The 26,595-nt window shown below is 39.1% G+C and carries 20 protein-coding genes and 1 pseudogene; 6 read left to right on the top strand and 15 right to left on the bottom strand.

The annotated features are described in order from the left end of the window. Nucleotides 1–42: 42 nt before the first annotated feature. Nucleotides 43–1,140 carry a recombinase RecA gene (recA, locus tag AC012T_RS10835; protein ID WP_487065587.1) on the top strand — a complete coding sequence of 366 codons (1,098 nt, stop codon included), beginning with the start codon at nucleotides 43–45 and terminating at the stop codon, nucleotides 1,138–1,140. A gap of 108 nt (nucleotides 1,141–1,248) precedes the next feature. Here the strand turns inward: recA and AC012T_RS10830 are convergent, their stop codons facing one another. From AC012T_RS10830 to AC012T_RS10815, 4 genes are all read right to left on the bottom strand, one after another. Beyond that, the gene (locus AC012T_RS10830) at nucleotides 1,249–1,989 is read right to left on the bottom strand and encodes a DUF3891 family protein (RefSeq protein ID WP_487065585.1); all 741 of its coding nucleotides are present in this window, start codon (nucleotides 1,987–1,989) and stop codon (nucleotides 1,249–1,251) included. Nucleotides 1,990–2,447: 458 nt separating this feature from the next. Continuing rightward, entirely contained in the window at nucleotides 2,448–3,548 is a 1,101-nt protein-coding gene (gene galT, locus AC012T_RS10825; protein ID WP_487065583.1) for a galactose-1-phosphate uridylyltransferase, read from the bottom strand. Further along, nucleotides 3,527–4,693 carry a glycoside hydrolase family 2 TIM barrel-domain containing protein gene (locus tag AC012T_RS10820; RefSeq protein WP_487065581.1) on the bottom strand — a complete coding sequence of 389 codons (1,167 nt, stop codon included), beginning with the start codon at nucleotides 4,691–4,693 and terminating at the stop codon, nucleotides 3,527–3,529. Before AC012T_RS10820 ends, galT begins: the two co-directional genes overlap by 22 nt. Before the next feature lie 104 nt (nucleotides 4,694–4,797). After that, nucleotides 4,798–5,388 carry a sugar-binding domain-containing protein gene (locus AC012T_RS10815; protein WP_487065579.1) on the bottom strand — a complete coding sequence of 197 codons (591 nt, stop codon included), beginning with the start codon at nucleotides 5,386–5,388 and terminating at the stop codon, nucleotides 4,798–4,800. A 1,167-nt stretch (nucleotides 5,389–6,555) separates the two neighbouring features. Between AC012T_RS10815 and AC012T_RS10810 the strand changes: the two genes are divergently transcribed. The 3 genes from AC012T_RS10810 to AC012T_RS10800 all read left to right on the top strand — a co-directional run bounded on the left by AC012T_RS10810 (nucleotide 6,556) and on the right by AC012T_RS10800 (nucleotide 13,990). Then, entirely contained in the window at nucleotides 6,556–6,786 is a 231-nt protein-coding gene (locus AC012T_RS10810) for a hypothetical protein (RefSeq protein ID WP_487065577.1), read from the top strand. Between the two features lie 145 nt (nucleotides 6,787–6,931). Next, the gene (locus AC012T_RS10805) at nucleotides 6,932–8,305 is read left to right on the top strand and encodes an ATP-binding protein (protein ID WP_487065575.1); all 1,374 of its coding nucleotides are present in this window, start codon (nucleotides 6,932–6,934) and stop codon (nucleotides 8,303–8,305) included. A gap of 177 nt (nucleotides 8,306–8,482) precedes the next feature. Further along, on the top strand, nucleotides 8,483–13,990 hold the full coding sequence (locus AC012T_RS10800; RefSeq protein ID WP_487065573.1) for an nSTAND1 domain-containing NTPase: 5,508 nt from the start codon (nucleotides 8,483–8,485) through the stop codon (nucleotides 13,988–13,990). A 55-nt stretch (nucleotides 13,991–14,045) separates the two neighbouring features. On the opposite strand, the gene AC012T_RS10795 is transcribed toward AC012T_RS10800, so the two are convergent. The 5 genes and pseudogenes from AC012T_RS10795 to AC012T_RS10775 all read right to left on the bottom strand — a co-directional run. Next, nucleotides 14,046–14,402, bottom strand: coding sequence for a sugar nucleotide-binding protein (locus tag AC012T_RS10795; RefSeq protein WP_487065571.1), 357 nt, complete (start codon nucleotides 14,400–14,402; stop codon nucleotides 14,046–14,048). 328 nt (nucleotides 14,403–14,730) lie between these two features. After that, nucleotides 14,731–16,398 carry an IS1634 family transposase gene (locus tag AC012T_RS10790; protein ID WP_487065569.1) on the bottom strand — a complete coding sequence of 556 codons (1,668 nt, stop codon included), beginning with the start codon at nucleotides 16,396–16,398 and terminating at the stop codon, nucleotides 14,731–14,733. 114 nt (nucleotides 16,399–16,512) lie between these two features. Then, the gene (locus AC012T_RS10785; protein ID WP_487065567.1) at nucleotides 16,513–16,686 is read right to left on the bottom strand and encodes a sugar nucleotide-binding protein; all 174 of its coding nucleotides are present in this window, start codon (nucleotides 16,684–16,686) and stop codon (nucleotides 16,513–16,515) included. A 36-nt stretch (nucleotides 16,687–16,722) separates the two neighbouring features. Next, nucleotides 16,723–17,463 (bottom strand): RNA-guided endonuclease InsQ/TnpB family protein, encoded by a 741-nt coding sequence (locus AC012T_RS10780; RefSeq protein WP_487066551.1) that lies wholly within the window; start codon nucleotides 17,461–17,463, stop codon nucleotides 16,723–16,725. Then, nucleotides 17,451–18,207, bottom strand: a pseudogene (locus AC012T_RS10775) (hypothetical protein); the annotation flags it as partial. The pseudogene AC012T_RS10775 and the gene AC012T_RS10780, both read right to left, overlap by 13 nt. A 145-nt stretch (nucleotides 18,208–18,352) precedes the next feature. Between AC012T_RS10775 and ndhI the strand changes: the two are divergent. Further along, the gene (gene ndhI / locus AC012T_RS10770) at nucleotides 18,353–18,955 is read left to right on the top strand and encodes an NAD(P)H-quinone oxidoreductase subunit I (protein WP_487065565.1); all 603 of its coding nucleotides are present in this window, start codon (nucleotides 18,353–18,355) and stop codon (nucleotides 18,953–18,955) included. Between the two features lie 138 nt (nucleotides 18,956–19,093). Then, nucleotides 19,094–19,630: a retropepsin-like aspartic protease family protein gene (locus AC012T_RS10765; RefSeq protein WP_487065563.1), complete on the top strand. Its 537-nt coding sequence runs from the start codon at nucleotides 19,094–19,096 to the stop codon at nucleotides 19,628–19,630. A 67-nt stretch (nucleotides 19,631–19,697) separates the two neighbouring features. Here the strand turns inward: AC012T_RS10765 and AC012T_RS10760 are convergent, their stop codons facing one another. The 6 genes from AC012T_RS10760 to AC012T_RS10735 all read right to left on the bottom strand — a co-directional run bounded on the left by AC012T_RS10760 (nucleotide 19,698) and on the right by AC012T_RS10735 (nucleotide 26,544). Next, nucleotides 19,698–20,384 (bottom strand): PHP domain-containing protein, encoded by a 687-nt coding sequence (locus AC012T_RS10760; protein WP_487065561.1) that lies wholly within the window; start codon nucleotides 20,382–20,384, stop codon nucleotides 19,698–19,700. 411 nt (nucleotides 20,385–20,795) lie between these two features. Beyond that, nucleotides 20,796–21,824, bottom strand: a complete 1,029-nt coding sequence (purM, locus tag AC012T_RS10755; protein WP_487065559.1) for a phosphoribosylformylglycinamidine cyclo-ligase — start codon at nucleotides 21,822–21,824, stop codon at nucleotides 20,796–20,798. A gap of 265 nt (nucleotides 21,825–22,089) precedes the next feature. Next, the gene (locus tag AC012T_RS10750) at nucleotides 22,090–22,767 is read right to left on the bottom strand and encodes an HAD family hydrolase (RefSeq protein WP_487065557.1); all 678 of its coding nucleotides are present in this window, start codon (nucleotides 22,765–22,767) and stop codon (nucleotides 22,090–22,092) included. A 105-nt stretch (nucleotides 22,768–22,872) separates the two neighbouring features. Beyond that, nucleotides 22,873–23,931, bottom strand: a complete 1,059-nt coding sequence (gene hppD, locus AC012T_RS10745; RefSeq protein WP_487065555.1) for a 4-hydroxyphenylpyruvate dioxygenase — start codon at nucleotides 23,929–23,931, stop codon at nucleotides 22,873–22,875. Nucleotides 23,932–24,022: 91 nt separating this feature from the next. Continuing rightward, nucleotides 24,023–24,727 (bottom strand): SDR family oxidoreductase, encoded by a 705-nt coding sequence (locus AC012T_RS10740; RefSeq protein WP_487065553.1) that lies wholly within the window; start codon nucleotides 24,725–24,727, stop codon nucleotides 24,023–24,025. A 149-nt stretch (nucleotides 24,728–24,876) separates the two neighbouring features. Next, nucleotides 24,877–26,544, bottom strand: coding sequence for an NYN domain-containing protein (locus tag AC012T_RS10735; RefSeq protein WP_487065551.1), 1,668 nt, complete (start codon nucleotides 26,542–26,544; stop codon nucleotides 24,877–24,879). Nucleotides 26,545–26,595: the final 51 nt, after the last annotated feature.

The following is a 26,595-nucleotide window of genomic DNA, read 5'->3' as shown; positions in this document are numbered from 1 at the left end:
TCCCACCGCAAGAATTCTTAAATTCTATATTTAGAGGCTCTAATGGCAACCAACACCAATACCAACACCGATACTTCTGGCAAGCAAAAAGCGCTGACGATGGTACTCAACCAAATTGAGCGCAGCTTTGGGAAAGGGGCAATCATGCGCCTGGGTGATGCTACCCGGATGCGTGTGGAGACTATTTCTACCGGGGCGCTGACTTTGGATTTAGCCTTAGGTGGTGGTTTACCCAAAGGACGGGTAATTGAGATTTATGGGCCGGAAAGTTCTGGTAAAACTACAGTAGCACTCCATGCGATCGCAGAAGTGCAAAAAGAAGGCGGTATCGCTGCCTTTGTTGATGCCGAACACGCCCTAGACCCCACCTACGCCGCCGCATTAGGCGTAGATATTAATAATTTACTCGTTTCCCAACCTGATACAGGTGAAGCCGGTTTAGAAATTGTTGATCAACTAGTGCGTTCAGCCGCAGTTGATATTGTCGTTGTTGACTCCGTAGCCGCATTAGTCCCCCGCGCTGAAATAGAAGGCGATATGGGCGATATCCACGTTGGTTTACAAGCTCGTTTGATGAGCCAAGCTTTACGGAAAATTACCGGAAATATTGGTAAATCAGGTTGCACAGTCATTTTTATCAACCAGTTACGGCAAAAAATTGGTGTTACTTACGGTAGCCCAGAAACCACAACTGGCGGTAACGCCCTGAAATTTTACGCCTCGGTCCGGTTAGATATTCGCCGTATTCAAACCTTGAAAAAAGGTACGGATGAATTTGGTAATCGCGTTAAAGTTAAAGTTGCTAAAAACAAAGTAGCACCACCTTTTAGAATCGCCGAATTTGACATTATTTTTGGCAAGGGAGTTTCTACATTAGGTTGCTTAGTTGACTTAGCAGAAGAAACTGGCATTTTATTACGTAAAGGTGCTTGGTACAGCTACAATGGCGACAATATTTCCCAAGGTCGAGACAACGCTATCAAGTATCTAGAAGAAAAGCAGGAATTTGCTGAGAAAATTAAAGAACTGGTGCTAGAAAAACTAGATAAAGGGGCTATAGTTTCCGCTAACTCTGCTGTTTCTAAATTACATGGAGATGAACAAGAAGACGAAGATGAAGAAATCGAATTAGAAGAATAAAAACCTGAAACTTAAAAGAAGTAGGGGTGTATTGCAATATGCCCCTACCCAGGATTACTTAGGGCTTGCTGTAAAGCCCTACTTACCTGGCAATAAAGCTGTGTGCATCTAGCTTTTAATAAATGTCCATTCCAGTACATTGATAGGAGCTTCCTGAAGTGCTTGAGTCAGTTCGGTGTTGCTTTCAAATTTTGCCTGGAATAATTCACAGGCTTCGATGTTGACTGTAAATTGTTCTTCCTCAAACGGCCAAGGTTTGACAGTAACCAATTGATCACGGCGTTGCATGATGTCATATCGCTGACCTGAAGGACCCTTACTGATTTCTAAAAATCGCTCATCGGCAGGTAGTTCCTGTTGACAGAGGATGAGAGAAAGGCGATCGCACCATTGCATAAAAGCATAAGCTGCATCAACTTCCGATTTTTCAATCCCCAGTTCCTCTCGCCAACGTTGCTGATTTTGAAGTTGCTCATCCAGAAATCTGTCTATTTTTGCAGACTGACCTCGCTGTGGCTCATGTAACCGGCTGATGTGCATGGAAATTAATAGAGCTACCCAGCGTCCCCGATAGAGGGCATTCTTGGCCAGATCAGCCAATTTCTGGAAACCAATCTTTGCATCATCATTTGAATGAAGGGTAAAGTCCCGTGGCGCACCTGCTTCAGTCAGATTTTCCTCTTCCCACTCTTTTTCTAGGTCATCGTGATGGGAAATTGCAGCTAGGGTTTCATAAAACCGGACTGGAGCATCTTGTCGTCGCCATTGTCCTGCTAATTGAGCCGCTAGTAAAGCATGAGCGCGGTGATAAATTATTTTCCAACCCTTTTGTGTAGCGTTGACAATCACAAATCAATCTCCTGACTCTAAGTTTTGATTGGGTTTCATTGATTGCAGGATCAATTTTTTTATGGAGCTAATTTATCAATTCAGAAATTTATTTTGAGTTAACCTGCTTTTTTTAGTGTGTATTGAAAGTCATGATTTCATATCTGGCTGGCGATACATTCTGTGTTCTACTATTGGTTATTTGTTCACTAGCAGGAGAAGGGTAAAAATCAGCTTATTTTTAGGTTTTTGCGACTTTTTCAGCAAACCCTAATGAATAGGGTTGGAGTTAGAACTATATTGAACTCAACAGTTAAGGAATCAGGGCTTACACAAGATGTGGCTGAAAACCTTATTATCACGTAGCGGTAATTCATGAATTACCGCTACTTTCGTTCTGTTTTGCGTCAGGGATTGTAGAGACATTCCGCCGGAACGTCTCTACAATGATTTTCGGAGATGTCTATTGCATTTTCGCTTTATGCCGAAATAGGCATTCGCAAATTGACGTTCACTGCTTGCAACTCTTTCGCTTTCTCCTCTGGTAAAGCGTCGTTAGCAAACATCCCGGCGGCAAGTTCTGTTCCTGCCAAATACTTCAAGCGATCGCTCGTGCGGTATGGTGGATAAAACTGGGCGTGTAAATGTGCTTCTGGATGAGGTAGACCATCCGTTGGTGCTTGAAACCACGACATTAAGTAAGGGAAAGGACGATTCCACAAACCATCATATTTGAGAGTGACGGTTTTTAAGGCTTTAGCAATTCCCCAACGTTGCTCTAAATTTAAATCAGAGAAAGTGGCCACTGGTTGTTTTGGTGCTACCCAAACTTCATAGGGGTAACGCGCACAGACAGGGACGAATGCGATCGCATCCTCATCTTCATAAATTATCCGTTGCTTGTCAGCAATTTCTTTCTTGATCAAATCCGCTAACAACCCACGTTGATGTTCCTGATAATACCGCTGCTGTTGTTCTAACATTCGGGCTGGCACAGGTGGAACAAACGGATAGGCGTAAATTTGCCCGTGGGGATGGTGCAAAGTCACACCAACTTCCACACCTTTATTCTCAAACGGTAGTACATATTGAATTTGGGGATTTTTACCTAAAACTTCTGTGCGATCGCTCCAAACTTGCAAAATTAAATCCAAATGTTCCAATGTCAAGGATGATAGCGAAGCACGGGTATCTTGAGTAAACACTACCACCTCACACGCGCCATTTGCAGGTACAGTTTCCACAATGCAATCAGGTGGATTTTTTGCCGTCGTTATCATCGAGGGAAACCGGTTCTCAAATACTGCCACATCATACTTACCGACTGGTATTTCAGTGGGGAAATTAGGGTTGCGGCTAGGGGCTAGGGGGTTATATTCTGGGGGTGGTAAAAAAGTCCGCCCTTGACGATGACTAGCATAAGCCACCCATTCACCCCGCAGGGGATGCCAACGCAAGTGAGGATTTGCCCGCACTGGCTCATCACTGGGGCTAGTGGGTATAATTTTATCAGAAATGGGCCAACGACTATACAAAGTCATCTGCCGTCCATCTGGCTTTAACAGGCTGTGGGAGTACATAATCCTTGTCCTGAAAGAGTAGCAGCACGGATCGCCGCAATGGGAAATTTGGGAGTGCGATCGCCGTACAATAAACCGTTAGCTTCTTGGAATGTATCTGTGAATTGGGTGTAACAAAAACCACTGAACATTTCGATATTATTCACAGTTTCGAGTAGGGCAGTGTACTTGATTTCCAGATCGGAGATATTCCAGCAACGCTCATATCCCCAAGCTTTATCTGCTTCAGGCTCAGTAGCAGGTGCATAAGCGATGCCACCAAACTCTGTCAGCATAATTGGTTGTCCTTGGTGCGGATAGTTGTCCAAGGTGAGGATACGTCCACCAGGACGCTTACGCTCAAACAAATCTGATAATTTCACTTCTGGGCCATAGCGATGAACCAATTGCTGGGGCTGAGTGTCGTAGTCATGAATAGCGAGAATATCTGTATCTGTACTTTCCCAGCCATCATTACCAATCACCGGACGAGAAGGATCAAGGGTTTTGGTCAAATAATACATTGCCAAAACATAGTTTCTATGGGCAGCAGTTTCAACTAAATTCGGGACTCCCCAGGATTCATTAAACGGAACCCAGGCGACAATACAGGGATGGTTAATATCACGGTTGATTACCTCAGTCCACTCATGGGTCATCCGTTCTACGGCTTTATGGCTAAAGCGATAGGCACTGGGCATCTCTTCCCATACTAGCAAGCCTAAGACATCTGCCCAATATAAAAATCGGGGATCTTCAATTTTTTGGTGTTTGCGAACTCCATTAAAACCCATTGCTTTGGCTAGTTCCACATCACGCCGCAAAGCATCATCATCCGGTGCGGTCATCAAGGACTCAGGCCAATAACCTTGGTCGAGAACTAGGCGTAAATAATAGGGACGACCATTAAGCATAAAGCGATCGCGCTGAATACTCACCGTCCGCAATGCAGTATAGGATTTTACCTCATCTAGGACGTGGTTGTTATATACCAACTGAATTTCTGCATCAATCAAAGTTGGTCTTTCTGGACTCCAGAGTAACTCATTGCGGTAGTCATCAATACCAGGATCAGCCAAGGTAATCCGCCGACGAACTTCCCCATCGAACACTTCGTAGGTATCATTTGCGAGTACCCTATTGCCAACGCTCAATTTCACCTTCATTTGAATACCGGAAACAGGTACATCTCCTGCCAGCGCCGCAAAACAGCCGATTTCCCACCGCTCAAAGTCAGGAGTCCAGCGAATGTGATCTATATATGTTGTCCCTACACGTCAACCCACACAGTCTGCCAAATACCAGTAGTGCGTGGATACCAAATACTGTGGGGTTCTAATTGCCAATCTTGCTTACCACGAGGTTTTGCTAAGTCGTGAGGATCATCTTGCGCCCATACTGTCACCTTGGTTGTGTCACTTTTATTCAAAACGTGAGTAATATCAATGCTGAAAGGGGTATGGCCGCCTTCATGTTCAGCCAGATATTGGTCGTTTACCCAAACCCGCGCCCGATAATCTACAGCCCCAAAATGCAGTAGTAATCTACCTTCTCCAGGAGGGGTGTCAAATTCTCGCTCATACCAACAATTGGGATGAAATCCTGTATCACCAATCCCACTTTTGATAGATTCAGGAGCGAATGGGACTTCTATATGATGAGTCCATTGACTAAGGTCGCTGGGTTGAGCGCATTTTCCTTCATCATCAAATGCGAACTTCCATTGCCCATCCAGACTTTGACAATGCGATCGCTGTAATAGCGGACGGGGGTGTATCACGTCTGTAAAACTGAAAATTTGCTTATTCTCAACCCCAGAGGTGAATTTAACTTCAGGATTGCCGATAGTTAGCGCTTTCATCTAAAACCTCTTCTCTAACTGCAAAAGAACAAAGTATTTTCGTATTTTTGGTTGAAAACAACCTAGTACCGCTGCGCGGAAGTCAAAAGTCAAAAATAATATTGACGGATTCAGCACTTACTCAATTGGCTTGCTTTGTAGGGTGCGTCAGATTCGATAATTCATCAATAATCAACAGAAATTTGACATCTGACTCACCTGACGAGTGAACCCGTCATTTTCCGGTTGACAGAGTACTAGTTTAAGAATTTAGAAAGCATAAGGCAGAAGTCAGAAGGCTTTAATATTCATCTAATCTACTGTTTGTAGGTTGCTAATCGTGTAGTTATTTCTGTGTTCTGTATTTAGTCTATTTACAGGAATTCTGGACTGAATTATCCTTTCTAGCCTCAATGCAGTATTGTTTACTCCCATGAGATTAACTCTAACTGGCAAGTTTAAATAGCCTCCATCACTCTTAGTGTTGGCAGTCTTAGAATATTTTATTTATTGACATCCTGGTTCGTGACATTATGGCACAAATAAACTAAATATTTATCCAGTCCCATGAAAATTTTAGTTGAAATTTTGGCTACTAATTATAGAGTATATTCAAAACCTAAGTATTATTAGATATGCTTTTATTTCAAAATTGTATTATATTAAACTCGTTCAAAAATTAATGTGATAGTTATTGCTAACTAGCAATTTTGAGTAAAGTAGCCAAAAATGATTTAATTCTCCTTTTTTAACCTAAAGCTATTAATTAGCTGTTCATAAATTCGGCTATTAAGGTTTTATTAATCAGGATGCAAGATAATAGCCTACCTAGCTTGTAGTCTGGGCTAACCCAACAGTTTGATTACCAAGTATATTGTGGTAGTAATAGATGAAATACAAACTTGAATGATGAAACTTTTGTAGTGCAGGCATCTTGCCCGCTAGGTTATGTACATCCTGACAACGAAATTCGCTGCAACAAATGTTAATGCGTAAAAACAATTATTTAGCACTGGATGGATGAATACCAGTATTATTATTTCAGTCATTTTTATTACCACCTAAGAGCGTGTTTTAAAAGTTTTTTGTTGTGACTTTAGGCACTTTAAAATTCCCCCTAAAAGAGGCGACTGTGTACACACAAGTGATCTGATTACCCAAAACAAGCCTTGGCGATTATAAATCACAGTGCGATCGCTTTTAGGACTGCATCGAGGTTCACCAAACAAGACAAGCCAATCAAGACCAATGGTAGTGATGGGACTAACTGGTGAGGAAAAAGTTGTCTTGCGATCGCATTGTGATTGGCAACGGTTTCTAAACAACCGATTGATGTATGGTGAATTCTATGATTGGCATACTTTAGAAGGCCCCTGTTGTGAAGGCCCGACTTGGAAACCACAGACGATGAAACTGTGAATTTACGAGATTTTACTAGGTTGCATTGTCCCGTAACCCAACCTACGTTAAAATTCTCTGAAAAATTACTGAAATCGCCATAAAACAAGTATTCTGGTCAGTAGGGATATTACGCAACTATCAGCATAATCATACTACTGACACCATGACTATAAATATAAAGGATTTTTATAAAGCCACTAACCCTGCTCGCACTCTGAAAGCGCAGAATGTAGAAGATCAAAAATGTTATATCGACTTTTCTGAAGTGCGTGGTGAGGATATTATTAGCACTCTTAAAGATAGTATTACAGTGTGGAATCCAGATGATCCCACCTGTAACTTATTTACTGGACATATAGGTTGCGGAAAATCCACAGAATTATTACGTTTACAGGTGGAATTAGAAGCCGCAGATTTTCATGTTATTTATTTTGAATCTAGCGAAGACTTAGAGATCACAGATGTAGATATTTCTGATGTGTTTCTGGCTATTGCTAGTCGCATTAGTAAAAGTCTGGAGAAAATTGTCTTAGAAGAACCGAAAAAATTTCAAGAATTACTCCAAGGTGCATGGAATATCTTAAACTCTGAAGTTACAGGTTTTAAAGGTAAAATTGCTGGTCAAGATATTGGTTATACTGTTGACGGACAAAAATTATCTTTGTCTTTGGGTATTGCAGAAATCACCACAAAAATGAAAAGTGATTCCACATTAAGAACCAAAATAAATCAGTATTTGGGACCACAGAAAAGCAACTTATTACAAGCAATTAATCAAGAACTTTTACAACCAGCCATTGCAAAACTCAAACAACAGGGTAAAAATGGTTTAGTTGTCATAGTTGATAACCTAGACCGCATAGATAACAGCGTGAAAGCGTGGGGTCGTACACAACAAGAATATCTATTTGTAGACCAAGGGGAATATCTCACCCAACTTAATTGTCATGTCATTTATACCATGCCTTTGGCTTTGAAATTTTCCAATGAATATGGAACATTAACCCAACGATTTCCAGAAGAACCGAAAATATTACCAATGGTTCCTGTGAGGTGTTCAGATGGTAGAGTTCATGAACAGGGATTAGAACTCATGCAACAAATGATTTTAGCTAGAGCTTTTCCTAATTTATCACCAGAAGACCGCTTAAATAAGATTACTGAAATTTTTGACAGCCCAGCAACTTTAAACCGCTTGTGTCAGGTTAGCGGTGGTCATGTGCGCGATATTTTGCGGTTATTAAATCCTTGGATTATGAAAGATAAAAAATTTCCTCTCCAGGGTAATACTTTAGAGCAGATTATTCGTGAACGACGCAATGAAATGTCTTTACCTATTTCTGCTGGAGAATGGGAATTATTACGTCATGTCAAAGAAAATAAGCACGTTAGTGATGATCAAGGATATCAGAAATTAATCCGCAGTAGATTTGTATTTGAATATCGAGATAAGGGTGAATTATGGTTTGATGTCAATCCGATTTTAGCAGAATCGGAGAAATTGTCTGAATCAGGATACCCAGGATTTAAGGATTAACAGGATGTTTTAAGGATTATTCTCGTTCCCATACTCTGTATGGGAATGGATTTTAGAAGGCTCTGCCTTCTCTATTAAAGCAGAGACAGAGCCTCTGTAATGGCATTCCCGGCCGGAGACTGGGAACGAGATAACGAGATAAAACCCAACATCATTATTGTCTGATAGTAAACCAATATGACAAACTCACAACAATTAGAAGATTTAGCATGGTCTTTAGAAGCTTCCCAGGGAGAATTTAAGCTGATTTTAGCTAAGTGTAATTATCTCAACTTACAAAATCAACTGATTCAAGAATTACAGAGAATCTGTGAATTTAAAATTAGCATTTTACGGCTACAAACATCAGAAAGGACATTATATAATGCGATTAAAGAAGAATTTAACGATGAAATTCAAGCCTTAATGATTGTTGGTTGGGAATCATTGCCGAATTTATCAAAAATGTTCAGTTCAGCTAATCAAATCCGGGAAGAATTTAGAAATAATTGTAAATATCCGGTAGTGTTATGGATTAATGATGCAATATATCAACAAGTCATGGAATCTGCACCTGATTTAGAAAGTTGGGGAATTACTATAAATTTTTCTCTTCCTTTTGATGAATTAATTAATTTACTTAAATCAATAATAGATAAAATATTAAATGCTGATTTGAATATAGATTTACCAGAAGTTGAATTAGCATGGCAAGATTTACAGAAATATGGGCAAGATTTAGAACCAGATTTTCAAGCCAACTGTTGTTTTCTGCGTGGCTTTATTGAATATAACAAGAATCAACTGGATACAGCTATTAATTACTATCAACGCAGTTTAGATTTTTGGCAAACAACCGATAATTTAGAAATTCAAGGTAAAATACTTTATAATTTGACAATTTGTAATTATGAAAATTCAAAAATTAACCCCGCATTCAGGGAAGGAGGAAAGATTAGAGATTATATTCAAAGAACATTAGAAATATTTAAAAATGCTCAAAGATTGGATTTAATTGCTAATTCTTTAACAAAATTTGGGTTGATTTTGGAAGATTTACAAGCATGGCAACTATTACAAAAGTTAGCTACACAAGCGTTAGAAGTACATAAAACAGAAAATAACTTATTAAAAATAGCTGAAGATTATATATTTTTAGCAACAGCTAATTCTGCACAATCTAATTTTTCAGAAACAGCAAAGATTGCTAATCAAGGATTAGATGTTTTAGTAGTGGTAAATCATGAATTACCCCTATACAATAATCAATTAGAATATGAACTAGATTTTTATCGTCAAAGTCTACTTTTAATTTTAGCACAAGCTCAAGAAAAATTACAACAATATGACGAAGCAATTAGAAATTTAAACTTGGCTAAAGATATCGGTGTTATTAATAATCAACCAAAATTGTATGTTAAGATTCTCAATCTTTTACAACAGCTATTATTTCAAAAAACAGAATATCTGGAAGCTTTTAATACCAAATTAGAATCTCGTTCTATTGAACAACAATTTGGTTTACGAGCATTTATTGGTGCAGGTTGGTTAAAACCAGCAAAAAATACATCTTTTGTGAATAAAGAAAATATTTCCCCAGAAATTGAAGCATCTGGACGGAAAATAGATGTAGATAAATTACTAGAAAGCATTGGTAGAACTGATAAAAAAATCATTGTTATTCATGGACAGTCGGGAGTTGGTAAAAGTTCTCTAGTGAATGCTGGGTTAATTCCCGCATTGCAAAATAAAGCTATAGGGTTTAAAGATAATTTACCTGTAACTATTAGAGTTTATAATAGTTGGTTTACAGAGTTACAAAAAGAACTTTTAAATGTATTACCAAAAAGATTTAAACCAGAAGATTTGAAATTAGATTCTCAGGACGAGTTTATTTCACAACTGGTAGAAATGGAAAAAAATAACCTGAGAATACTGTTAATCTTTGACCAGTTTGAAGAATTTTTCTTTGTTTATCCTGAAGATATAGCTAGAACAGAATTTTTTCGGTTTTTAGGGAAATGTTTAAATGATAAAAATAGTGGATCTTTGCGAGTAATTTTATCTTTGCGGGTAGATTATTTACATCTTTTATTAGAATGTGATGAAATTCCCGATATGAATATTATTGGTGATGGTATTCTCAGTAAGAATGTGCTGTATAAATTGGGGAATTTAACTCCAGAAAATGCTAAAACTACAATTGAGAGTTTAACTAAAAAAACAACTTTTCAGTTAGAACCGGATTTAATTAACCGACTGGTAGAAGATTTATCACAAGAACTTGGTTCAGTTCGTCCCATTGAATTACAAATTGTGGGGGCGCAATTAGCAACAGAAAAAATTACAACATTAGTAGCATATCAAGAATGTGGTAACAAACAACAATTAGTTAAACGTTATTTAGGAGAAATAGTTAAAGCTTGCGGTGATAAAAATCAAGAACTTGCCGAATTATTACTTTATTTTCTCACGGACGACCAAGGAACAAGACCGTTAAAAACTAAGGCAGAATTAGAAAGAGATTTAAACTCATTATTAGAACAAGATCAAACTGAAGCTGGGAATAATTTAGATTTAGTCTTAGAGATAGTTGTTAAATCTGGTTTGGTGGTGTTGTTACCAGAAAATCCTAAACGTTATCAATTAGTTCATGATTATTTGGCTTTGTTTATTCACCAGCAACAAAAACCAAAGCTAATGGCGGAACTGGAAAAAGAACGCAAGCAACGTCAGTTAAAAGAAGCAGAATTAAAACAATCAGAAGAAGCTAAGAATATTTTAGCGGTGGCAAATAAAAAAGCTAAACAAAGAATTAGTATTAGTTCAGGAGTAATGGCTATCTCCCTAGTATTAGGAGGAATTGCGGCTGTACTGGCTATGCAAGCATATCGCCTGAGTTACGAAGCCCAAGCAGGTTCAAGGTTAGAAAGGCAGGGAATTACAGCTTGGCAACAGTTTGAAACATACGAAATAGAATCATTATTATCAGCAATGGCAGCAGGACAAGAAGTTAAAGAATTAGTTAAAGATGGCCGCCCCCTAGAAGAATATCCTGCCGCTAGTCCCCAATTTGCATTACAAACAATTCTGGATAATATTCACGAAAAAAATCAACTCAAAGGGCATACCAGTGAAGTCAGAAACGCCAGTTTTAGCCCGGACGGGAAAACCATAGTCACCGCATCTTTAGACAACACCGCCAGGGTGTGGGATGTGTCTGGTAAACAATTGGCCGAACTCAAAGGGCATACCGGTTATGTCTACAACGCCAGTTTTAGCCCGGACGGGAAAACCATAATCACCGCATCTAATGACAACACCGCCAGGGTGTGGGATGTGTCTGGTAAACTATTGGCCGAACTCAAAGGAGTCAACAACGCCAGTTTTAGCCCGGACGGAAAAACCATAGTCACCACATCTGATGACAAGACCGCCAGGGTGTGGGATGTGTCTGGTAAACTATTGGCCGAACTCAAAGGGCATACCAGTAGAGTCATCAACGCCAGTTTTAGCCCGGACGGAAAAACCATAGTCACCGCATCTTTTGACAAGACCGCCAGGGTGTGGGATGTGTCTGGTAAACTATTGGCCGAACTCAAAGGGCATACCAGTAGAGTCAACAACGCCAGTTTTAGCCCGGACGGAAAAACCATAGTCACTGCATCTTTTGACAAGACTGCCAGGGTGTGGGATGTGTCTGGTAAACAATGGGTTGAACTCAAAGGGCATACCAGTAGAGTCATCAACGCCAGTTTTAGCCCGGACGGAAAAACCATAGTCACCGCATCTTTTGACAAGACCGCCAGAGTGTGGGATGTGTCTGGTAAACAATGGGTTGAACTCAAAGGGCATACCAGTTATCTCATCAACGCCAGTTTTAGCCCGGACGGAAAAACCATAGTCACCGCATCTTTTGACAAGACTGCCAGGGTGTGGGATGTGTCTGGTAAACTATTGGCCGAACTCAAAGGGCATACTGATACAGTCAACAACGCCAGTTTTAGCCCGGACGGAAAAACCATAGTCACCGCATCTTTTGACAAGACCGCCAGGGTGTGGGATGTGTCTGGTAAACAATGGGTTGAACTCAAAGGGCATACTGATACAGTCAACAACGCCAGTTTTAGCCCGGACGGAAAAACCATAGTCACTGCATCTTTTGACAAGACCGCCAGGGTGTGGGATGTGTCTGGTAAACTATTGGCCGAACTCAAAGGAGTCAACAACGCCAATTTTAGCCCGGACGGAAAAACCATAGTCACCGCATCTTGGGACAACACCGCCAGGGTGTGGGATGTGTCTGGTAAACTATTGGCCGAACTCAAAGGGCATACCAGTAGAGTCATCAACGCCAGTTTTAGCCCGGACGGAAAAACCATAGTCACCGCATCTTTTGACAAGACCGCCAGGGTGTGGGATGTGTCTGGTAAACTATTGGCCGAACTCAAAGGGCATACCAGGGAAGTCATCAACGCCAGTTTTAGCCCGGACGGAAAAACCATAGTCACCGCATCTTGGGACAACACCGCCAGGGTGTGGGATGTGTCTGGTAAACTATTGGCCGAACTTAAAGTGCATACCGATTATTTCATCGACGCCGTTTTTAGCCCGGACGGAAAAACCATAATCACCGCATCTGATGACAACCCCGCCAGGGTGTGGGATGTGTCTGGTAAACTATTGGCCGAACTTAAAAGAGTCAACAACGCCGGTTTTAGCCCGGACGGAAAAACTATAGTCACCGCATCTGATGACAAGACCGCCAGGGTGTGGGATGTGTCTGGTAAACAAATAGCCGAACTCAAAGGGCATACTGGTACAGTCTGGAACGCCAGTTTTAGCCCGGACGGTAAAACCATAGTCACCGCATCTTGGGACAACACCGCCAGGGTGTGGGATGTGTCTGGTAAACAAATAGCCGAACTCAAAGGGCATACTGGTACAGTCTGGAACGCCAGTTTTAGCCCGGACGGTAAAACCATAGTCACCGCATCTGATGACAACACCGCCAGGGTGTGGCGGGCTGATAGGCTGGATGAATTGTTATCTCGTGGCTGTCAGTGGTTGGATAATTATCTCGTTATTAATCCCAAGGAATTGGAAAAACTGCAAGTATGCCAAAACCAATCTAATCTGGTAGCAGCCGCACCTTTTTTAGTCCAGGTGGGAGAAGAGGAAGCCAGAAATGGGAATATTGATAATGCGGTAGCAACTTTCCAAACTGCTTGGAAATGGAATCCGAGTTTAACATTTGACCTCCAGACAAAAGCACAGGAGTTGGCAAATAAAGGTAAGGCTAAACGCTTAATTACCGAGGGAGAAAGTATTGTGCAGAAAGGGGAAGTTAAGAAGGCATTAGAAAATTATGCTGAAGCACAAAAAATATATCCTCCATTAGAAATTACTGCATCTTCTTGGAATACACTTTGTTGGCAAGGTAGCTTACATAAAAAAGCTGCTGATGTGATATTTGCCTGTGAAAAGGCTGTTAATTTATCACCCAATTATGGTGATTATCGTGATAGTCGTGGTTTAGCTAGGGCGTTGACTGGTGATTATAAAGGGGCTATTGAGGATTTTGAGGCATATATTAAATGGACTGGTAATAAAAATAATAAAGCGCAACGACAAGGCTGGGTGAAGGATTTGAAAGCTGGGAAAAATCCCTTTACTGATGAGGTGTTGGAGAAGTTAAGGAATTAGTCTGAATCAGGATTTACAGGATTTTAGGATTTACAGGATTTTTATTTTATTAATTTTATATTTGCCATTCTTCGCAATATCGAGAAATCGCACTTTCTAGACCAGGCATTATCTCACCTCGACTACTACCAAGAACGCTATAAGTTGGACGAGGAGCAGCTAAATTAAGTAGTCGTGTAGGTAAAGCAATTAAATTTTTCACACTCACACCCGCTTGTTTTGCTGCTAACCGTGCTAAGTTTGCCCAGGAAATTTCACATTTATTAGCTAAATGCCACAACCCAGTTTCATCATCTATTAACAAATCAAGACTGGCATGAACTAAATCAGGTACATAGGTAGGGGAAACTATAATATCTGCTGCTGCTAAAAACTCCTCTCCAGTACTGAGTTGACGTAGAGCAATAGTCACAAAGTTATACTCATCCCAAGGACTAAAAAACCCACATTCCGCAGATGTGACTTAGATTATTGATATTTTTGAAAAATTCCAGCCAGGAAAATTTTATCTGCCTAATTTTTCTGGTTGAGTTTAACTTTGTTTGCCAAAAAATAGAGCATATTAAGTAACTTCATTTTATGAGGTTTTAAAATATCTTCTCTCTCTATATTAAATTAGTAATTTCGGGTAAAATAAACATGACAATTACAGCCAAGAATATTTACATCTTCGCTAAAAATTTATATTTACTAATTTTACCCTTGAACTATCTGCATCTTTTTCGGTCAAATAAACCACATCAAGTAATTAGATAATATTTACTACAACTCTTTCCTAAGTATCTAACAATCTTTTCACGTTCCTCTGTTAAATTGCTCATTTGTTTCTGTCCATTTATAATTACCAAATGTACAGCCTGAAACATCTGAAATACCCACCTCATTGTCGGTTTATTTGTGATTTTATTAACTTGATTTCTAATCCCATCATCGAATTTAGCTAATTCTTGTCTTAACTTTCTTTGTGCGAGGTTATAGACCAACAAACACAATCCCATTATCATTGCTATTGCTTCTACTCTTTCCGGGGTTTTGACAAATACACTTGATGTAAAAAACAACGGGTCTTTTAAAAATCTAAATCCTCTCTCGTTGGATTGTTGGGCTTTATATTCCTCTAATACCTGCTCATCACTCAATTCATTGTTATCTAAGATATTCGTTGCTAATATAAATCTACCTGCCTTAATTTTTTCAGCTTCTATTACTTCTTCTCTTATTTCTATTTGACCTTTAACTTGATATTTTATTTGACTTGGTTCGGTCAATTTACTTGGTCTACCTGCTGTTTTATATTCTGGTTTCTCTATGTACTCAATTTCTTTTATTTGGTGATATTTCCAGGATTTTGATAACTTTTCTATTGCTATTTTAGCATCTGGCTGACAAGCAAACTCTTGCCTGGATAGTTTACTAAGTAAGGCTTTTGCTTTTGATTCCTGTTTTTTTACTTGTTTTTCTACTTGTTGGATACTTGATTTTTTTCTTATTTCACTTTCGACGATTACCCATCTTTGTTTTATCCCTCCATATTCTGATTCTTTAGCTGCTATTTTATACCCTGATATTTGACTATCTTTCCATTCCAATTCTTTTATGCCTACGATTTTATTTTTTGCTTCTTTGATACTTAATGGTACTCTTGTTATCCATTTTATTTCTCTCATTGCTGCTAAGTTTTCTGCTGTATATAAGGCACTATATGCTACACATATTCCCTCAAATGTCCATTGTTTTTTAAATTCTTTTAATCTTTCTACAAATACACTTTTATCATCTACATTTCCTGAATCTACTTTTAAATATAAGGAGATGTCTCCATCTCCTGTTACTATCATGTCTATGATAAATTGTTTGAGGTCTGGTCTTTTATCTCTTGAGTATCTATGCACTATTTCTATTGCTTTCATCTCTGCTTCTATCTCTAATTTATTTTCTCCTGTTTCTTGCTTTGTTTCGTCTATTTCTTCGATTTCTTTTTTGTACTCTCCTTCTACACTCATTGATGTTCCATCTAAATGAATACTCTTGCTTTCTACTTGGAATTTATGGGCTGATTTTATGGCTACTGCTGTAAATATTTTTGTTGTTCCTATTTGATGATATTTGTCTAGTTCTCTTCCTAGTTTATCGTCATTTAAATGCTCTGGCAATACTCCTTCTCCTATTAAATGTTCTGTTGCTTTTCCTACAAAAAATTCCCCAAATAGATATAATGGGGCGCTTAAAAAGCCTAATCCATTTAAGATCATTGCTTTTACTACTTGTCCTGGTGTGAGAATTTCTTTTGTTTTTATTCCCACCATTTTATTCACTTCTTCTACCAATTCCATCTCGTCTATTATTCCCGCTACTATTCCTAAATGGTCTATATCTAGGATTTTCATGACCTCTTTTGACTCTTTCATTGTTTTTTCCCTTCTCTATTTGACGCTTATTATTTTACCAAAAAAGCCTGAAATCTTTGCTAGGCAATCTTTTCAGGCTTTACTTTTTCTAAATTTTTAATTCCTAAATTTACTTTAATATCTGCGGAATGTGGGAAAAAAGGCACTGGTGCGAATGATCAGCGATGAAGGACAAGCTTGTAAAACCCGCTTTTCGGCTAAAGCTTTACTACATCCATAGACACTTAAAGGGGAGATGGCATCAGTTTCTACATAAGGTTGTGTGACAGCACCATTAAATAGTGACATACTCCACACACTCCCTTTCAGGTGAGTGTGGGCTTCTCAGTGACTCCTCTGTGAGGACATTACCTGAGCTTTAAGACCGTGTGCCCCACGGTTCTTTATGTTTATGGCTGCATTTAAGTCCCTGCAAATACTTGTATGGCAAACAGGACAGTTATGCATCCTTTGAGATAGTGGCTTTTTAACTTTATGACCACAGCTAGAACATTCTTGGCTAGTACCGTTAGGACTTACAGCTATTACTTTCAAGCCAGCATTTTCGGCTTTGTTTGAAAGTATGGTTATAAACTGTCCCCATCCAGCATCATTTACACTTTTAGCCAGTCTTGATTTAGCAAGTCCTTTGATATTCAATTTTTCAAGAGCTACCACGTCATATTTATCTAGAAGTGATTTAGCTGTTTTAAAGTGAAAATCTTTTCTGGTGTCTGCAACTTTTTTATGTTGCTTGCCTAGTTTTTTAATCGCTTTTTTACGACGATTAGAACCTTTCTTTCTTCTAGATACTTTACGCTGTGCTGATTTTAGTCTACGTTCAGCTTTGCGTAAAAACTTTGGTGCTGAAATTCTTTCGTTATCAGAAGTAACAAAAAAATCAATCAGCCCGACATCAATACCAACAATATTATCCACGTCAAAATCAGGTTTAACTGTTGGAACTGTTTTATCGTCGAGACTTAATGTGACATAATAACCATCTGATTTTTTAGTCACAGATACAGTTTTTATATCGAACCCGTCAGGTATTTGACGATGAACAATTACTTTTACATCACCAATCTTTGAAAGCGTAATTTTATCACCTGAGAAGTGATGGCGCTTGAATTGAGGATAGGTAAATGTTTTGTATTGACCAATCCGGCATAGGTGAGAAAATAACCAACTGTGAAGTGAATTAAACCCACCAACCAACCTTGAACGATAGACATAGCCACAGGTTTATCCTTCCAGTAAACTAAGTTGGCTAAAGGGGTGCGTTCGTGCGCCCAAACCAGAGTTTCAATCAACTCTTGCCAATAACCACGCCAACTAATTAGGAACATAAAACCAGTTGCCCAAACTAGGTGTCCAAATAGAGTTAAAACCGAAATCTTTTTTGTCAGGAAATTGCTTAGTTCCACGGGCATCTAATGCACCTTTAACACAAATGAGTGTGGTGGTGTGCAAACCAAGTGCGATCGCATGATGAACTAAAAAATCTCCGGGTCTAATGGTTAAAAACAGCGAGTTAGTACCTGAGTTAATCGCATCTAACCAACCTGGTAGCCAGACGTTAGCCTGGTTTGGCCAGGCTGTATAGGCAATACTATTTGGGTTAGATAACAAAGCATCCATACCATACAGTAATTTACCGTGAGCAGCTTGGATAAATTGAGCAAACACCGGCTCAATCAAAATTTGCTTTTCTGGCGTACCAAAGGCAACTACAACGTCATTGTGGACGTATAACCCCAGTGTATGGAATCCCAAAAACAGCGACACCCAACTTAAGTGAGAGATGATCGCCTCTTTGTGCTGAAGTACGACTTAATTTATAAATTATTACAACTATTACAACTAAAAGATTGACTACAAATAAATATTAATTCTATCAATTGGCAGAAGTTATAACTAACAGCAGCTATTACTGTGCAGGTTAGGAGTATTGTTAGCGGCAATTAGATTCTTCATGTTTAAATTTATTCAACAAGTTGGCGATTACGTTCAAAACAGTGTTCAAGCTGGTCGATATATTGGACAAGGGCTATCGGTGACGTTTGACCATATGCAACGTCGTCCTATAACTGTTCAATATCCTTACGAAAAACTCATCCCATCCGAACGCTTTCGAGGCAGAATTCACTTTGAATTTGATAAATGTATTTCTTGTGAGGTATGTGTTCGTGTTTGTCCTATCAACCTGCCGGTCGTAGATTGGGAATTTGACAAAGAAACTAAGAAGAAAAAACTCAATCATTACAGCATTGATTTTGGAGTTTGTATTTTCTGCGGTAACTGTGTGGAATTCTGTCCGACAAACTGTATATCATTTACTGAAGAATATGAACTTTCTGTTTATGATCGCCACGAATTGAACCTTGATAATGTAGCAATGGGAAGACTACCTTATAAAGTCACCGATGATCCAATGGTGACACCTTTACGAGAATTAGTGTACTTACCTCAAGGCATTTTAGACCCTCATGAAATTCCTGCTGATGCTCATTGTGCAGGTCTAGATCCTGCGGAAATTTTAGGTGAGAATTTAGGAGTCAGTAGTCAAAATGCTTGAAATGAACTGCGGTTAATCATAGCTCGGTGATTTTCTGAACTTTAGTAAAAATTCAGAGATTTTGCTGTATGTATAATCAATATTTTCGATTATTCTAGATTTAGAGGATTTTCGAGCAATTTAGGGCAACTACAAATAATGAAAGCTGTGCAAAGGATAGGGATTGCTGCTGTATCTGGGATGATGTTTTTAACAGTACCATCTGTAGCCAAAGCTAATGATCCTGGTGGTTGTTTTATGGTGACATCATCAGGCAAAACTGTTAGTTTGGGACAACTCTGCGGAATGACACCACCACCATCAACTCCCAAGGTTTTTCGAGTCCCAATTAAGCGTCGTAGCGGTCAGACTCCAATTATAGATGTTAATTTTAACGGTAATCAAGTCTTTGAAATGGTTGTTGATACTGGTGCGAGTGGTATTTTGATTACTCAAGGAATGGCTACAGCCCTGAAAATTCAACCTTCAGGAACGGTAAAAGCGAGTATTGCCGATGGTAGTATAGTTGAGTTCAAAACTGGTAATATCTCAACAATTGCTGTTAGTGGTGCTGTTGTTAAGAATGCCAGAGTGGCGATCGCACCCAAAGCGATGATTGGGCTGCTGGGACATGATTTTTTTGGGCAATATGATGTCAAAATCCTAGAAAAACAAGTTGAATTTCATCAGCGTTAGCACAATCATGGGTAGTAATTACCCCCTGGCTAAATTAACCAGGAGTATAAAAAAGATAACTTTAACCTTACAAACGTTGCAGCAAATTTAAACCATGCGTATCAGTACCACAGGTATTAAATAAACCGAATTCTGCCGCTAAAAGTTGTACTTCTTCTGATACAACAGTACTGGGTTTCCAAGGATTGGGATTGTTGTAAGCATAAAAAGCTTCAACACCGTCAATTCCATCTTCCACAGCAGCGGGAATTAAGTCGAAGTGCGATCGCTTGTAACGGGCTGGATGAGCGAGTACAGCTAGTCCACCAGCATCATGAATAGCCGATATCACATTAGCTGCTTGATATTGTTTACCTGTAGTTGCTTTTTTTTGCAAATAAGGATTAAGACTAGAGTTTTCAGGCTCAAAAGCATAAGCCAAAATGTGAACTTCTATATCCAACAAATTGGCATTGATTTCTACACCACTCCACAGATGAGGAGTATGTGAATCGGGATGACCCCACTTCCAATCTTCTAACCAAGCTTGCGCGGCTTGATAGCCAGCAATAGTATGATGGTCAGTAATCGCTAGTCCTTTTAGCCCAATTGCGATCGCTTGCTCCATCAATCCACTCGGCTGCAATCTGCCATCCGAGTTGACCGTGTGCATATGAAAATTAAATAAACTAGGACAACTTTGGGCATCAATATTCTGGAATACTTGTCTTAAAAGTTCTGTGGAAGCAGTAGTCTGGACACAATTTACAACCATAACCCCCTCTGAACAACAATATATAATTCTTAAGACACCAACACGCCGCACTGAATAAATGAAAAATCAATATACACTGGGTGTTGGCCGCTACTTTATCGGCTACAGCAATTAATTTTTGAGATTTGTTAAGACTACGTTAGCAAATCTCAACGCTCATGGTCATGAGTATTTTTGATTACTTCTATAAAGACAGTCTAAAATTTTGCGTAAGTTTGGATAAATACTGATATTCTGTTCATTTTAGATACCTGTTATATCTGTTTAGGCTAGTACCGCTTCGCGGAAGTCAAAAATCAAAAATCAAAAGTCAAAAATAATATGGGGTAAGCTTTTTAGCGATTGAGAATGGTTGGTTTATTTACGCCATGCTGTACTAGTAATAACCAATCACCCATTACCAATCACCAATCACCAATCACCCATTACCAATTCCCCTGTCCCAGTCACAACCTCACCAATTGCATAAGCGGGAATATCCTGTGATTGAAAATGGTTAATAGCTTGTTCCACTTGGTGCGGTGGTAGTATCACCACAAATCCAATCCCCATATTAAATGTATTATACATAGCTTCAGCGCTCACAGAGCCAGCCTCAGCTAACCACTGAAACATAGAGGGAATAGTCCAACTATTGGGATTAATTTTGATTGCTTGGCCTGTTCCCAGACATCTAGGTAAATTTTCCGGCAAACCCCCACCAGTAATGTGAGCCATAGCGTGAACTTCTAACCCAGCTTTCAACGCCGCTAAAACAGGTTTAACATAAATTCGAGTAGGAGTGAGGAAAGTCTCACCAATAGTTTCCCCATTTAATAATTCCGGGTTGTCATCCCAAGAAAAGCCACCATTGCTGACAATTTTTCTGACTAAACTCAAACCATTGCTATGAACCCCAGTGCTGGCTAAACCTATAGCCACATCCCCAACTTGCACTTGAGAACCATCTAGCATCCGGCTTTTTTCCACAATTCCCACACAGAAACCAGCCAAATCATATTCACCTACTTGGTAAAAACCAGGCATTTCTGCTGTTTCGCCTCCTAACAAAGCAGAACCAGCCAATTTACATCCAGTAGCTATACCTGCCACAACCTGAGTTAACTGCTCTTTGTCTAACTTACCAGTTGCCACATAATCTAGAAAGAATAGTGGTTCGGCTCCCGATGTCAGCACATCATTAACACACATCCCTACCAAATCAATCCCGACGGTATCATGGCGGTTGAGAATTTGGGCTATTTTTAGCTTTGTACCGACACCATCTGTCCCAGACACCAAAACGGGTTCTTTGTAACCTGTAGGGAGTTGAAAGCAGCCACCAAAGCCACCTAATCCGCCAATTACTTCCGGTCTAAAGGTGCTGTGAACCAAATTGCGAATTTGATCTACAAAGGCTCTACCCGCTTCAACATCAACGCCTGCATCCCGATAATCCATGCCTAATTACACCGTTCTCAATCTGCGACACTCATAGGCTATCATCATGACACAATTTAGGCACTAATTTAGTGATTGGTCATTGGGTTATTCACCTTACCATAGGCGCAAAATGATGATCCTTTGCACCCGCTCACCTTAGGGACTTCCAGATAAAAAAATGTACAAAAATTTCTTGTGGTGCAGGCCGAAAAGCCCGCAAATTATCAAGGACGGGTAGGATGCCCATGCCACAAGATTGAATAATTTATTTTCTGGTGTTCCCTTACTTTCTGATAATCTTTAAAGTTGCGCTCAAATCCTTAACAATTAAGTCAGGTTGATAAAGTTCTAGTTGTGTACGATCGCGGATTCCACTTTCTACACCTATGACCTTAATGCCATGTGTCTTCGCTGCGGTGATGTCTGCTTCTGTATCCCCCACCATCCAAGTATCAGCAGCGGGGGGAAGTTCTGCTAAAGCTCTAGCCATTAACAGGGGTTTATCTTCTATGTCGCGGGTTTTCACATAGTCGTTACTGAGGCAATAACGGCGATTTTCTGGGAAAAATTTGCTTAAATCGTATTTATTAATAGCATAGTCCAGTTCTCGCACCCGGCGCATGGTCATCACAACCAAATCAATTCCTGCTTGTTGAACTTTGGTGAGGGCTTCTATTGCACCAGGGACGAGGCTATCATACTGAAAATAAGGCTCTGTATGTACTGTTTGTTTGCGGATTTGGGTAAATTTTTGGGACTGTTGTTCATCTAAACCAGATTTTAAGGCAATATATTTTTCGGCAGTGTGCGATCGCTTGAGTTGCCAAAATTCTGCTTTAGAAAGTTCTGTCACCGCTTGATCAGGATATCGCGTTTCCTGTAAACATAATTGATAAACACGATAGTACCTCTCAGAAACATCCATAATCGGGCCGTCAAAATCAGTAATTAGTCTCAGCATTAGCAAATTATGTTAATTTTTTTCACATTATCTCAGTAATAGGTGATTGGTAACAGGTGATTGGTGATTGGGAAAAATTCTTCTCCTCTGCCTCCTACCTCCTTATCACCTAGCAAATCCGCGTTTAACTTGTTCGCTTTCAATAGCTTCAAATAAAGCCCGAAAATTACCTTCACCAAAACCAACCGCTTGAGAACGACGTTCAATAAACTCAAAGAAAAAAGTCGGTTTGCCAAAAATCGGCTGAGTGAAAATTTGCAGCAGCAACGCCCCTAGAGGAGCATCTTTTTGACAATCAACCAATATTTCTTGTTGAGCGATCGCTCGCAGTTCCTGGGCTGATAAAGGAAAATCTAGACGCTGCTGTAGTTGTGAGTAATAAGTTGTGGGAACAGAAAGGAAAGATAGACCAGTTTTACGAAATTGAGCGATCGCACTCACAAGATCAGAAGTACGTAAAGCAATATGTTGAATTCCTGCCCCCCGATTCACTTCCAGAAACTCCTGAATTTGCGAATTAGGCGAAGCCGGCTCATTAATCGGTAACTGTACCCTCCCATTAGGAGAAATCATCACCTGACTATGCAACGCAGAGCGATTAGTTTGAATTTTAAAACTTTGTTGGGGTCGAAAATCCAAAATATTTTGATACCAACTGACAGCAGCCTCTAAATCACCAACTGCCACATTCAAAACCACATGATCTATAGCCGTAAAAGTATGGGGTGATGTATCATTATCCCCCATTTCCCCATCTCCTTTTCTTTCAATCAGAGTATGGGTTAACCCACCCCAAGCCGCAATTTTGGCGTATTTGATCGATACATCATGCTGGACAGGTTGCAAAAGTTTAGCACCCTGAGCGATCGCTCTAGCCGTAACCGCTTCCACATCTGCCACAGCAAAAGCCACATCTGCCACACCAGCAGGATGATGACGAAAAAACTCAGCCACAGGACTAGTCGGTAACAAAGGTGAAGACAGCAAAAAGTAGACATTGCCATTTTTCACAACTTCCGTACAAGTGTGAAACAATTTTCCCTGACTAACAGGGGTAGGAAACATCGAACCCGCTACTGCTTTAAACCCCAGATAATTGACAAACCAATCTCGCCACCCTTGGGCATCTTCTACATAGAAGTGAACGTGATCAATTTGGAGCATAATTTCTGAAAATCCAGAGCAACAGCTTATATAAGTAAATTTTGCCTCATATGCTCAATTTACGCTTACGTCCTCAGCAATAATTCTGAATCTAGAAAAATAAATGACTATCAGGTTGAATATTAATTTCCATCGGTACAGCTTCCGGTTCAGCAGATAGCGCATAAAAAATAGCATTAGCCGCAGTTTGACAACTCAGCATTTTTTTCCTATCCACCTTCAAACTCACCTGATCCCAAAAAGGAGAATCTACCCCACCAAAATAGAATAAAGTGAACTTCACACCAAAACGCTTCAACTCCTCCGCCATACACTTACTAAAACCCACAACACCAAACTTAGAAGCAGAATAAGCCGCAGCCATAGCCATCGAATGCTTACCCAGAATTCCTACCACATTACAGATATGACCAGATTTACGTTTTTGCATCTCTTGGGCAGCAGCTTGACTCGTATAAAAACAGCCTTTTAAATTCAAATCCAGCATTTTGTCTAAATCAGCCGGTTCGATATTGTTGTAGGGCTTAAGAACACCCGCTCCAGCCGCATTCACTAAAACATCAATTTGACCAAATCTAGCTACAGCTTTTTGTATTAATGCGTCCACTTGTTCCGGTTGAGTAATATCAGTAGGAACTGACAACACTTCCCCTGGTAACTCATTTGCCAAAGTTGCTAAACTCACCCCATCTCTAGCAGCTAGTACCAACTTAGCCCCAGTAGGTGCAAGTTGACGACTTAAAGCAGAACCAATCCCACCAGTAGCACCAACAACGACAATAACTTTATCCAGCATCACAATATTTACATTTCTTTACACAACATATCTATTATACATAGCCCCCTCCTCGCTTGCGGTGAACCAGCGCTGTAGGCGGGTTTCCCACCGTAGGCGACTGGTGAATCCGAAGGAGGAGGGGGTTGGGGGTGGGGTTCTTCTTAAGACTATTTACTGATTCCAGAAAGCGACACCATACATTTATTACCTTTTTGCTGTATTTGGAAAGAACTGCAAGATTGCAAAAATTTAATAAAACTACCACTAATTTTTAATTCTTTCATTTGTTTAGTTATTGGTTTATTATATTTTTGATTAAATTTAACACCTAAAATACCAATATCCACAAAATTGCTTTTAGAATCTTGGGTGAACTCTGCCAGAATCATCTTAATTACCTGTTCTAAATCAAATGCAGAATTGATATGAGAAAAGGAAATAGATGAAAGGGTAGCAATATTAACTTTACCGATTTCCCATTTTTTATCTTTTTGTTGAAGATGAAAATTATTACAAGACTGTAAAAATTTGACAAAAGTACCACTTAGCTGTAACTCTTGAATTTGCTCCGTAATCGTTTTACCATATTTTTGTTTAAACTTACTCGCCAAAATACTAATATCAAAATAGTCATGAACAGATTTTTCTATTAATTCATCGAGAATAATATTCAACGCTTTTTCTAAATCTTGTTTAGAAGTGATGCCAGTTAAAGATTGTAGCTGTTTATTTTTATCTATTTCAGATATTTTACCATCTTCTGTTTGAACTTGATTGTGATCAAAAACAGTTACATATAACTCTGAAACATCATCAATTTGATGAATCACAAAATCAGCAGGATAATTAACAAATATATCTCTTGCTCTTTTACCAGGTAAATATTGAGAAACAATATGGCTAATATTCAACTGATATTTAATTTTATACAATTTAGAAATTTGAGAAAGTTTAATCCAATAACTTGCATTTAAATTCTGTTCATCTTGAATTAAATTTTTCAGTTGTCGAATAAATTGCTCAAGTGATGGAACTTCAGGCAGCGATTTAATTCTATAATTTGTAGTCTCACCTGTAGAGTTATTGAATAAATTAATATTTTCTCCATGTTGACTTACTTGATATACTATTAGCCCATGTTGCTGTAAATTATTACATAAATTAGTCATTACTTTATCAGAAGAGCAAACCAAAACTTCCTTAGCATTTGGGTATCGCTCATGAATTGAAGAACCAAAAGCAATCATTTTGCCATCTGCATTATCTCTGCCAGCAGGAACATGAATCAAATCATAGCCACGTTCATGTAATTCTATATCTAACTTTCCCCGATTAACCCAATTAGCAAAAGCAATTTTCACTTGAATCGGACTATTACAAACAGTAGCCAAAAACTTCTCTGTATTAGTATTAATTTGTAAATTCTCAGCATCTAAAAGTAAAACAGCAATTCCTACGGGTTGTAAAACCGGAGTGAATATAGTATTTAATGAGCCATTTAATTCAGAAATAATTGGATTAAATTGGCGAACATTAGCAATTAATTCTGATAATATTGGTGAGTTTAAAGCTTCAGCAACAAAAATTGCTCTGAGATATAATTGCAATTTTTGCAGTAATTCCTCCCAACTTTGAGTTTGGCTTAATAAATCCATGAATTTGGCACTCAAAGCCGATTGATTAGAATTATTTTGCCACTGAACTTTTCTATACTTTTCAAGTAATAATTCTGGCTGCTGTTTTTGAATAGTAATGATGACTTGGCAGACCTGAGAGACTATTTTATTTAACAAGGCAGAATCATAGGTAGTCAGCGATCGCTCATGATTTAGCATAGCTCACACAGTACAATAGGATATCCTGACTGAAAACACCATTCAAAATAC

Source organism: Anabaena sp. EIM26 (assembly GCF_057568715.1).
The sequence above is the reverse complement of the archived record's forward strand: the minus strand, read 5'-3'. Positions and strand labels throughout refer to the sequence as shown.

Bases quoted from the DNA above. Each gene is read 5' to 3' on its own strand.
- AC012T_RS10760 (WP_487065561.1), bottom strand. From the start codon at position 20,384: ATGGTTGTAAATTGTGTCCAGACTACTGCTTCCACAGAACTTTTAAGA.
- AC012T_RS10750 (WP_487065557.1), bottom strand. From the start codon at position 22,767: ATGCTGAGACTAATTACTGATTTTGACGGCCCGATTATGGATGTTTCT.
- recA (WP_487065587.1), top strand. From the start codon at position 43: ATGGCAACCAACACCAATACCAACACCGATACTTCTGGCAAGCAAAAA.
- AC012T_RS10790 (WP_487065569.1), bottom strand. From the start codon at position 16,398: ATGAAAGAGTCAAAAGAGGTCATGAAAATCCTAGATATAGACCATTTA.
- AC012T_RS10820 (WP_487065581.1), bottom strand. From the start codon at position 4,693: ATGAAGGTGAAATTGAGCGTTGGCAATAGGGTACTCGCAAATGATACC.
- hppD (WP_487065555.1), bottom strand. From the start codon at position 23,931: ATGCTCCAAATTGATCACGTTCACTTCTATGTAGAAGATGCCCAAGGG.
- AC012T_RS10815 (WP_487065579.1), bottom strand. From the start codon at position 5,388: ATGAAAGCGCTAACTATCGGCAATCCTGAAGTTAAATTCACCTCTGGG.
- AC012T_RS10740 (WP_487065553.1), bottom strand. From the start codon at position 24,727: ATGCTGGATAAAGTTATTGTCGTTGTTGGTGCTACTGGTGGGATTGGT.
- galT (WP_487065583.1), bottom strand. From the start codon at position 3,548: ATGTACTCCCACAGCCTGTTAAAGCCAGATGGACGGCAGATGACTTTG.
- purM (WP_487065559.1), bottom strand. From the start codon at position 21,824: ATGGATTATCGGGATGCAGGCGTTGATGTTGAAGCGGGTAGAGCCTTT.
- AC012T_RS10735 (WP_487065551.1), bottom strand. From the start codon at position 26,544: ATGCTAAATCATGAGCGATCGCTGACTACCTATGATTCTGCCTTGTTA.
- AC012T_RS10805 (WP_487065575.1), top strand. From the start codon at position 6,932: ATGACTATAAATATAAAGGATTTTTATAAAGCCACTAACCCTGCTCGC.
- ndhI (WP_487065565.1), top strand. From the start codon at position 18,353: ATGTTTAAATTTATTCAACAAGTTGGCGATTACGTTCAAAACAGTGTT.
- AC012T_RS10765 (WP_487065563.1), top strand. From the start codon at position 19,094: ATGAAAGCTGTGCAAAGGATAGGGATTGCTGCTGTATCTGGGATGATG.
- AC012T_RS10800 (WP_487065573.1), top strand. From the start codon at position 8,483: ATGACAAACTCACAACAATTAGAAGATTTAGCATGGTCTTTAGAAGCT.
- AC012T_RS10785 (WP_487065567.1), bottom strand. From the start codon at position 16,686: ATGTCACTATTTAATGGTGCTGTCACACAACCTTATGTAGAAACTGAT.